General features: G+C 67.6%; 9 protein-coding genes and 1 pseudogene. 2 read left to right on the top strand and 8 right to left on the bottom strand.

Annotated features, from left to right (window positions below; translation table 11 throughout):
* Both DBR34_RS22460 and DBR34_RS08945 read right to left on the bottom strand, forming a co-directional pair.
* Window positions 1-281: pseudogene (locus DBR34_RS22460) on the bottom strand (phytase); the annotation flags it as partial.
* Entirely contained in the window at window positions 281-2836 is a 2556-nt protein-coding gene (locus DBR34_RS08945) for a TonB-dependent receptor (RefSeq protein ID WP_128096532.1), read from the bottom strand. The gene DBR34_RS08945 and the pseudogene DBR34_RS22460, both read right to left, overlap by 1 nt.
* Before the next feature lie 163 nt (window positions 2837-2999).
* On the opposite strand from DBR34_RS08945, the gene upp reads away from it, so the two are divergent.
* On the top strand, window positions 3000-3635 hold the full coding sequence (gene upp / locus DBR34_RS08940) for a uracil phosphoribosyltransferase (RefSeq protein WP_019183235.1): 636 nt from the start codon (window positions 3000-3002) through the stop codon (window positions 3633-3635).
* Between the two features lie 106 nt (window positions 3636-3741).
* Window positions 3742-4026, top strand: coding sequence for a PsiF family protein (locus DBR34_RS08935; protein WP_128096531.1), 285 nt, complete (start codon window positions 3742-3744; stop codon window positions 4024-4026).
* Between the two features lie 192 nt (window positions 4027-4218).
* On the opposite strand, the gene DBR34_RS08930 is transcribed toward DBR34_RS08935, so the two are convergent.
* The 6 genes from DBR34_RS08930 to DBR34_RS08905 all read right to left on the bottom strand — a co-directional run.
* Window positions 4219-5106: an MBL fold metallo-hydrolase gene (locus DBR34_RS08930; RefSeq protein ID WP_128096530.1), complete on the bottom strand. Its 888-nt coding sequence runs from the start codon at window positions 5104-5106 to the stop codon at window positions 4219-4221.
* 108 nt (window positions 5107-5214) lie between these two features.
* Window positions 5215-6957: a gamma-glutamyltransferase gene (ggt, locus tag DBR34_RS08925; protein ID WP_128096529.1), complete on the bottom strand. Its 1743-nt coding sequence runs from the start codon at window positions 6955-6957 to the stop codon at window positions 5215-5217.
* Window positions 6954-7235 carry a YfhL family 4Fe-4S dicluster ferredoxin gene (locus DBR34_RS08920; protein WP_038689019.1) on the bottom strand — a complete coding sequence of 94 codons (282 nt, stop codon included), beginning with the start codon at window positions 7233-7235 and terminating at the stop codon, window positions 6954-6956. Before DBR34_RS08920 ends, ggt begins: the two co-directional genes overlap by 4 nt.
* A gap of 125 nt (window positions 7236-7360) precedes the next feature.
* A complete protein-coding gene (locus DBR34_RS08915; protein WP_128096528.1) occupies window positions 7361-7852 on the bottom strand; it encodes a hypothetical protein in 492 nt (163 codons plus the stop codon).
* Between the two features lie 48 nt (window positions 7853-7900).
* Window positions 7901-8410 carry a pantetheine-phosphate adenylyltransferase gene (gene coaD / locus DBR34_RS08910; RefSeq protein ID WP_038689023.1) on the bottom strand — a complete coding sequence of 170 codons (510 nt, stop codon included), beginning with the start codon at window positions 8408-8410 and terminating at the stop codon, window positions 7901-7903.
* A gap of 7 nt (window positions 8411-8417) precedes the next feature.
* A partial coding sequence (locus tag DBR34_RS08905) for an RsmD family RNA methyltransferase (protein WP_181393954.1) occupies window positions 8418-8694 on the bottom strand: 277 nt, incomplete at its 5' end.

Genomic DNA, 8694 nt, shown 5'->3' with positions numbered 1-8694 from the left:
ACGTCACGCAGGTGCGCACCGGTCTGGCCGTCATAGACCACCAGCTTGTGGGTGGTCTTGGCGGTGGCGATCAGCCACTGCTTGCCGTCAGGCGCGGTCCAGCTGGCCGGCGAGTCGATGTTGTCGGCCGGGGTCATCGGGGTGAGGAAGGCTTCGGCCACGGTGGCTACCGAACGGGCTGCGGCGGCGCTGGCGGGCGCATCGGCCGCCGGGGCGGACGCCGGTTTGCACGCCGCCAGCAGGGCCAGGCTTACCACCGCCACGGCATGACGTGCGCGCATCACAGCGCCACCTTCAGGCCCAGCGCATAGGTGCGGCCGTACTCTTCCATCTGCAGGGTGCGCGCGCGCGTGCCCTGGTACAGCTCCAGCGGCTTGTCAAGCAGGTTCTGCGCTTCCAGGTACACGCTCACGTTGGCGGTGATCTTGTAGTCCAGGCTGAAATCCAGCTGGGTGTTGGGCGCCACGTAGATGTCGTAGGCCCTGCTGTCACCCAGCGTGTCCAGGTACTCGCTGCGGTACACCGCTGCCACGCGGGTGCTGAAACCGGCCTTCTCATAGCCGACATGCGCGGTGTAGACGTGCTTGGAGGCGCGCGGCAGCATGAAGTCGTCGCGTTCGCGCCCGGCCAGGCCCGGGTCGAAATCTGTATCCAGCCAGGTCCCGCTGGCGCCCACCAGCAGGCCATCCCAGCCCGCGGGCAGGAAGGCCAGCTGCTGCTGCCAGTTGAACTCGGCGCCCTTGACGGTGGCCTTGTTGCCGTTGATCACGCGGGTGACCGTGAAGTCCGGGTAGGCCGGGTCGGAGGTGCTCACCGTGTTGACGATGTAGCCGTCGATCGACTTGTGGAACAGGCCCAGCGACAGGATGCCGGTGGTGCCGATGTACTTCTCGAGCGACAGATCGATGTTCTTCGATTCGTACGGGTCCAGCTGCGGGTTGCCGATGCGTACTTCCTCGTCGCCCCGGCTCAGGCCGACGCGCGGGGCGATGTCGCCGAACGACGGACGCGACACGGTCTTGTTGGCCGCCGCGCGCAGCACCCAGGCATCACCGGCGTCGTAACGCAGGTGCAGGCCGGGCAGTACGTTGCTGTAGCTGCGGCTGACGGTGAGCGGGGTCACGGTGTAAGTGCGGCCGTTGCTGGCCACGTCCACGCTGTTGCCGGTGGCGCTGAACTGGGTGTTCTCCACACGCACGCCGCCGATGACGCGCAGCGCGCCGATGTCCCAGGTGCCCATCGCGTAACTGGCGAAGATGTCCTCGCGGGCGGTGTAGTCCTCTTCCAGCGAGGCCAGCGCATTGCCGCCGGCATCCTGCGGGCGCGCACTGTACTGGCCGCCGAACTGCGCCCAGTAGCGGCGCATCGCGTCCGAGCTCATGCCCTGCCCCAGCGTGCCGCCGCGGTGCTCGGGCGTGCCGGTGGTCCAGTCGGACAGGGCGATGTCCGGGCCAACCCGCAGTTCACGCTCGTTGCTGTCCACGTCGCGGTCGCGCCAGCGGCCGAGCAGGCCGAACTTGTAGCTGGCGTTGTCGCCGTCGAAGCGCAGGTTGACCTGCGCGCTGTGTTCCTTGTCGTCCACCCGCTTGGGCGACAGCACCACGCGATCGAAGTCGTAGTTGCCGTTGTCCATCCAGCCCGCATCGCTGAGCGCGATGCGCGGCACCCGACTGTTCTGGTCGATGGTGGCGGACAGGTCGTCGCCGGCGTACTCGAACCGCGCTTCCATCTCGTCGTTGACGCGCTCTTCGGTGCGCGTATAGCCCACCTTGTAGTCGACCACCGCGCCGCTCAGGCGGTTCTCACCGCCCATGCTGGCGGCGAAGGTGTTTTCCTTTTTGGTGCGGTAGCGCATGCGTTTCTGGATGCTGTCGGCGGCCAGGTCGTCCACGCGGTACTGGTTGCCACCCAGCGCGGTGATGCCTTCGTCACCGAAATCGAAAATGGTGCGCTGGCGCGTTTCGGCGTCGTCGAACTGGCTGTACAGCGTGCGCAGGTAGTAGCGGTTGTCCTCGTCGGGATGCCAGTCCAGGTTGAGGTTGGCGCCGATGCGCTTGCGTTCGATCTCGTACTTGCGGCGCTGCAGGCTGGTGGCGAACAGGTCGTCGTCGGCACCGCCCTCGAAGTTGCCGTACTCCACCTCGGTATTGTCCGATTCGAAGGTGCGCTTCTGGTAGTTCACGCCCACCGCCACGCCGAAGGTATCGGCGAACACCTCGCTGTAGTTGAAGGCCGCCTTCGGGCTGGTCTCGCCGGACAGCTGCTGGTGGCTGGCTTCGATCTTGCCGCGCAGGCTGCGCCCGTCGCGGTCGAAGGCCGAGGCCGACTCCACCAGGATCGCGCCGCCGATGGCGTCGCCGGGCATGTCCGGGGTGGGCGACTTGACCACGCGCAGGCGCTCGGTCGAATCGGAGGGAATCACGTCCAGCGGCGCGGCGCGGCTGGAATCTTCCGGGGTGCCGATGGCGATGCCGTCGACGCTGACGCTGTTGAGGTTGGCGTCCAGGCCACGGATCACCACGAACCGGCCCTCGCCCTGGTCACGGGTGACGCTGACGCCGGGCAGGCGCTGCAGCGACTCGGCCACGTTCTTGTCCGGGTACACGCCCATGGCGTCGGACGATACGGCGTCTTCGATGGCGTCGCTGCTGCGCTTGAGGTCGACCGCGCGGGTCTGCGACTCCAGCTGCGGGCGCACTTCGACCCGGTCCAGGTCGACGGCCCCGGCGCCGCTGGCCCCGGCGCCCACCGCGGTCTCGGCGGCGAATACCGACGGACTGGCCATCACCAGCAACGACAGGCTGATCGCCCGGCCCAACACGCTCTTGTTCTGCACGGCATTCCCCAACGGCGTAAAGATTGGGTCAGCACGGTATGTCCGGGAGGTTGCATGGGCGTGACACACGGGCGGCCGGGAGCGCCGCTGGCCGCGGTTGGGCTTTGGCTTCGGGTGGGGTTGCGGCACACTAGCGGCCTTCCTGCTTCCCTTGCCTTTCCCCATGAAAATCGTCGAAGTGCGCCATCCGCTGGTGCAGCACAAGATCGGCCTGATGCGCGATGCGTCCCTGAGCACCAAGGATTTCCGCGAACTGGCCAACGAGCTCGGCGGCCTGCTGGCCTATGAGGCCACCGCCGACCTGGACACCGAAGCCCACACCATGGCCGGCTGGGCCGGTCCGGTGACGGTGCAGCGCATCGCCGGGGCCAAGATCACCGTGGTGCCGATCCTGCGTGCCGGGCTGGGCATGCTCAGCGGCGTGCTGTCGCTGATCCCGGCCGCGCGGGTCAGCGTGGTGGGCCTGCAGCGTGACGAGGAGACCCTGCAGCCGGTGCCCTACTTCGAGCGCCTGACCGGTCGCCTGGAAGAGCGTGATGCGTTGATCCTGGACCCGATGCTGGCCACCGGCGGCACCCTGATCGCCACCATCGACATGCTCAAGCGTGCCGGCGCGCGTCGCATCAAGGGCATTTTCCTGGTGGCTGCACCCGAAGGCATCGCCGCCGTGCAGGCCGTGCACCCGGACGTGGAAATCTTCACCGCCGCCATCGACGCCCAGCTCAACGAAAAGGGCTACATCCTGCCGGGCCTGGGCGACGCGGGTGATCGCATCTTCGGTACCCGCGTAGTCGGCTGATCCATGCGTTCGCTGGCGGCCCTGCGCGGCCGCCAGCCTCTTCACGCGGCCTGCTCATCGGTGGGCAGAAGCTGCGCGCAACCCTACCCATGCGTGGAGTGTTGCCATGAAGACTGTGTCCCTGCTGGCCTGCCTGCTGCTGATCGGCAGCCCCGTGCTGGCCCAAGCGGCCACCCCACAGCAGCAGCGCATGGCCGACTGTTCGGCCAAGAACAAGGGCAAGACCGGCGAGGACTACAAGTCCGCGCAGAAGGCCTGCCTGAGCGGGCCGGCACCGGCGGCGACCACGCCGCAGGAACGCATGAAAACCTGCAATGCCGATGCCGCCGCGAAGAAGCTGGCCGGCGACGCACGCAAGACCTTCATGAGCGGGTGCCTGAAGGCGCATTGAGGATTACGCCGGGGCGGCCCGGTGCGTGGATTGGGGTGCCGTGCCGACCAACGGTCGGCACCAACCGGCGCGGTTGGATGGATTGCGCCCGATGGTAGTGCCGGCCGCTGGCCGGCTCGTCATGAGCGTGGGTGGCGTCGCGTGGAGCCGGCCAACGGTCGGCACCTACCGGCGTGGTCGGTGCCCGACGGCTCACGCCAGCGCGCGGGCCTTCAGTTCGCCCTGCTCGTGGACGGTGCCGTAGCGGCCCTTGTCGTCGCGTACCACCTGCGCCAGCGCGCACTGCGGGTCGTGGGTAAAGAACAGGTGCACGTTGCGCGCCAGTTTGTCTTCCAGGAAGCTGCGCTTCTCGTCGATCAGCAGTTCGGCGTTGCGGTCGTAGCCCATGGTGATCGGCACGTGCACCCACGACCGCCCGGGGATCAGATCTGCGCAGAACACCACGCCGCCGCGCGGCTGGCCATCAACCTGCTCGGGGCCGACGATCTCGGCCAACATCAGGCCCGGGGTATGCCCGTCGCTGAAGCTGAAGCGCACGCTGTCGCCCAGCGCCTTGGAATACGGCCCGTCCACGATCTCCAGGCGCCCGCTGGCCTGCAGCAGGCCGGGCAGCTCGGGAATGAAGCTGGCGCGATCGCGCGGGTGCGGGTGCAGCGCCCGCTGCCAGTGCTCGGCGCCCACCAGGAAGGTGGCATTGGGAAACAGCAGCTCCAGCTCGCGCCCCTCGCTCCACTGTGCCAGCAGGCCACCGGCGTGGTCGAAGTGCAGGTGGCTGAGCACCACCACGTCGATATCCTCATGCTCGAAGCCGGCCTCGCGCAGCGATTCCATCAGCACGTGGCTGGGTTCCTGCACGCCATAGCGGTCGCGCAGCTTCGGCTCGAAGAACGCGCCGATACCCGTTTCAAACAGCACCGTCTTGCCGGCCAGCGGACTGGCCAGCAGCGCGCGGCATGCCAGCTCGATCCGGTTCAGATCATCCGGTGCCGCCCATTTTTCCCAGACCGCGCGCGGCGCATTGCCGAACATCGCACCGCCGTCGAGCTTCTGTGAGTTACCGCGTATCGACCATAGTTTCATGCGCAAATTATCCGGCGCGACGCGTTAAATATTCGCTAGACGCATCGGTTCAGACAACGAAAAACCCCGCCGGCCGGCGGGGTTTTCGCGGGATCGGGGAACGCCGGCTCAGCGCGCGGCGGCAGGCGTTACCGCCGCACTGCCCACCGGGTTGCGCGGGTCGCTGCCGCCGCTGAGCACGTTGGTCGCGCGGTTCCATTCCACGGTCTGCAGGTTGCCCCACACGTGGCTGGAGCCGCGACCGCCTTCGGCGCTGTCGCCGGGCAGTTCGATCTTGTGGCCCATCGCCTGCAGCTGCTTGATGGTGTCCACCGACAGCGCGCCGGTTTCGGCCGAGATCTCGTCGGGCAGCCACTGGTGGTGGTACCGCGGCAACGCGGCGACCTGCTGTGCACTCAGGCCGTCGTCGTAGCCCAGGATGCCCAGCAGCACCATGGTGATGATGCGGCTGCCGCCCGGGGTGCCCAACACCACCACCTTGTCGGGCGATTCCATGAAGGTCGGGGTCATCGAGCTGAGCATGCGCTTGCCCGGCTTGGGCGCGTTGGCTGCATAGCCCATCACGCCGAAGGCATTGGGCGTGCCCGGCTTCAGCGCGAAGTCGTCCATTTCGTTGTTGAGCAGCACGCCGGTGCCCTTGGGAATCAGGCCCGAGCCGTACAGCAGGTTGACCGTCTGGGTGGCGCCCACGCGGTTGCCGTCGCGGTCGATGATCGAGAAGTGCGTGGTTTCGTCGTCTTCCAGCGGGGTCGGGTTGCCCGACAGCAGGTCGCTCGGGGTGGCCTTCTCCGGGTGGATCGTGGCGCGCAGGCCCTGGGCGTAGTCCTTGCTGGTCAGCACCTTCTGCGGAATCTGTACGAAGTCCGGGTCGCCCAGGAAGAACGTGCGGTCACGGTAGGCGCGGCGCATCGCTTCCACCACCAGGTGGGTGCGGTGGGCCTGGTCCATCGATTTGAGGTCCCAGCCTTCCAGGATCTGCAGCATCGACGCCAGCGCGATGCCACCGGACGACGGCGGCGAGGCGGTGGTGATGGTCCAGTCGCGGTACTTGAACACGATCGGCTCGCGCAGCTTGACCCGGTAACCGGCCAGTTCGTCGGCGGTCCACGTGCCGCCGGCTTGCTTCACGCCGGCCAGCAGCGCCTTGCCGGTCTGGCCGCGGTAGAAGCCGTCGAAGCCCTTGTCAGCCAGCCGTTCCAGCGTGGCGGCCAGTTCGGGCTGGCGGAACAGGTCGCCTTCGGCGATCGGCTTGCCGTTGCGCAGGTACACCTCGCGCGTGCCGGGGTAGCGTTCCATCACTTCGCGGCGCGATGCATAGCCCTTGGCCATGCGCGCATACACCGGGAAGCCTTCGCTGGCGATCCGCATCGCCGGGCCCAGCGAGGTGCGCAGCGGCAGCTTGCCGTGTTTGGACGACAGCTCCACCAGCGCCGCCGGCAGGCCGGGGATGCCGGCCGACCACGGGCCGTTGACCGAGCGGTCGCGGTCCAGTTCGCCCTTGCTGTCCAGGAAGGCGGCCTCGGTGCCGGCCTGCGGCGCGGTTTCGCGCGCGTCCAGCATCACGTCCTTGCCGGTGCGGGCGTCATGCAGCAGGAAGAACCCGCCGCCGCCCAGCCCCGAGCTGATCGGCTCGACCACCGCCAGGGTGGACGACACCGCCACCGCCGCATCGAACGCATTGCCGCCCTTGGCCAGGATCTCCATGCCGGCCTCGGTGGCCAGGTGGTGGCCGCTGGCAATGGCCGCGCCGTCCGGATGGCTGGCCAGGGAACCCTGTGCGAGTGCGGCGGACCAAGCCACCGGGGACCACAACAGGACGAGCAGCAACCAACGACGCGACAACATGTTCATTCGGATGGGGGCTCCGCATAAAGTTCGGGATGGTCGCGCTGCAGCCCGAACAACTTGGCCAGCAGGGCGTCCTGGGTTTCCGGGATGTCCGGATCGGGATCGATGCATTCGACCGGGCAGACGACCACGCACTGGGGTTCGTCGAAATGTCCCACGCACTCGGTGCAGCGGGCCGGATCGATCACGTAGATGGTTTCACCCATCGAGATGGCCTGGTTGGGACAGGCCGGCTCACACACGTCACAGTTGACGCAGAGCTCATTGATTTTCAGCGACATGGCGTTACTCCACGCCCGCGCCGGCGGATGAAGACCGGCCAGCGCACAGGCGCCGGCCGGTCATCGGCAGCTTCCTCGCAGAAGCCGCCCGGGCCACGCGGAACGCGCGGCCGCCACTGCACGGGTTACTTGGCTTCTACGAAGATGTACTCGGCGCCGGTCGGCTGGATGATCGACTGCACGCGGGCGTTGTCAGCGGCCTTGCCGATGAACACCACGCGCACGTTCTTCATCGAGTCCGCCGGCACGTCCTTGAACACGGCCTGGATCATGTCGGCCATCTTCGAGGACGCCGACGAACCGAAGGCCAGCATGTTGCCCGGCTGGATGCCGCGCGCGACGGCCTGGGTGGCGCTCTCGACCTGACGCTCGTACTTGGCGGCGAACTCCGGGTCCGATTCCGGGGACAGGTAGTACAGGAACGGGCTGTTGGTGATGTTGCCCATGTTCTGCACGGCCACGGCCTGCAGGTACTTCTTCCAGCCGGCGTCGTCATTGGCGTCCGGGGCGACCAGCGCCTGCTGGGCTTCGACGACCGGAGCAGCCTCTTCCTTCTTGCAGGCGGTGAAGGCCAGCGCGAACGACGCGATCAACATGGCACGCATGGTGTTGTTCATGGAATTCCTCCCTTGGTGATTCTTGGTATGTGTGGATCTGACAGGTGGTTACGACGGGCCCGACTTCGCTTCACGGACCTTGCGCAGCGCCTCGAGGACCGAGGCGGGCACGAAGCCGGACACGTCGCCGCCCAGGCGGGCGATCTCGCGGACCAGCGAAGACGAAATGAAGCTGTGCTGCTCGGCCGGGGTCAGGAACAGGGTCTCGACCTCCGGGATCAGGTGGCGGTTCATGCTCGCCATCTGGAATTCGTACTCGAAATCGGAGACCGCGCGCAGCCCGCGCAGCAGCACCCCGCCCTGCACCGAACGCACGAAATGCGCCAGCAGGGTATCGAAGCCGATCACCTCGACGTTGCGGTTGTGGCCCAGCGCATCGCGCGCCAGCTGCACGCGCAGCTCCAGCGGCAGCGTCGGGCCCTTGGACGGGCTCTGCGCCACGCCAACCACGACCTTCTCGAACAGCGGCGCGGCCCGGTTCACCAGGTCGATGTGACCGTTGGTGATCGGATCGAAGGTGCCCGGATAAACGGCAATGCGGCGGTTGGCCACGGTCATACGTCAGCTACACGTTGTGATCTGGTGAAAGTGTAGCAGTGGCGCGGCGGTACAGGGCAAAACGCACCTCCCGGGTACCGCCCTCGCGGTGCAGCAGCCACGGCGCGGGCACCCGCGGCGCCTGCTCGGCCGGTGCCTCCAGGTACAGCCAGGCATCGGCGGCCAGGTGCGGCCCCAGCCCGGCCAGCACCTGCTCCCACAGCCCGGCGGCGAACGGCGGGTCCACGAACACGATATCGGCCTCCCCCGCCGGCGGCTGCGCCAGCCACTGCAGCGCATCGGCC

This window comes from Stenotrophomonas sp. HMWF003, assembly GCF_003061285.1.
In the GTDB taxonomy this organism is placed as follows: domain Bacteria; phylum Pseudomonadota; class Gammaproteobacteria; order Xanthomonadales; family Xanthomonadaceae; genus Stenotrophomonas; species Stenotrophomonas maltophilia_AP.
The sequence above is the reverse complement of the archived record's forward strand: the minus strand, read 5'-3'. Positions and strand labels throughout refer to the sequence as shown.